Here is a 428-nt window from a genome sequence, read left to right as displayed (position 1 = left end):
GTCCTCCTCGTTCTCGCGGACGATGACCACATCCATGCCCGGCTGCAGGCTGCGCACATAGGGGGCATAGGACACGCAGGGCCGCACGTTGGCGTACAGTCCCAGCGTCTTGCGCAGGGTCACGTTGACGCTCTTGTAGCCGCCGCCCTGCGGCGTGGTGATCGGGCCCTTGAGCAGCACGCGGTGTTGCTCGACGGCCTCGAACACTTCGGGCCCGAGCCCGGCGGCATGGCCGGCGCGATACGCCGAAAGGCCCACGGTGAGCGGCAGGAACTTGAGCGAAGGATCAAGCTCACGCAGCACATCGAGCGTGGCGGCCATGATTTCGGGGCCGATGCCGTCGCCCTCGGCGACCGCGATGGTGAGGGCAGCAGGGGCGGACGTCGCAACGGGGACGTCGTCGAAGCGGGGCAAGGCTGACATGTCGG

1 protein-coding gene is annotated in these 428 nt (G+C 68.2%); it reads right to left on the bottom strand.

Annotated features, from left to right (window positions below; all coding sequences use genetic code 11):
* Positions 1 to 414: isocitrate/isopropylmalate family dehydrogenase (locus FLQ44_RS17010; protein ID WP_240801325.1), on the bottom strand; the 414-nt coding region annotated here is incomplete at its 3' end.
* Between the last annotated feature and the right edge of the window lie 14 nt (positions 415 to 428).

It is taken from the genome of Vogesella mureinivorans, from assembly GCF_007644035.1.
Classification (GTDB): domain Bacteria; phylum Pseudomonadota; class Gammaproteobacteria; order Burkholderiales; family Chromobacteriaceae; genus Vogesella; species Vogesella mureinivorans.
This window is presented reverse-complemented; position numbering and strand designations above follow the sequence as displayed.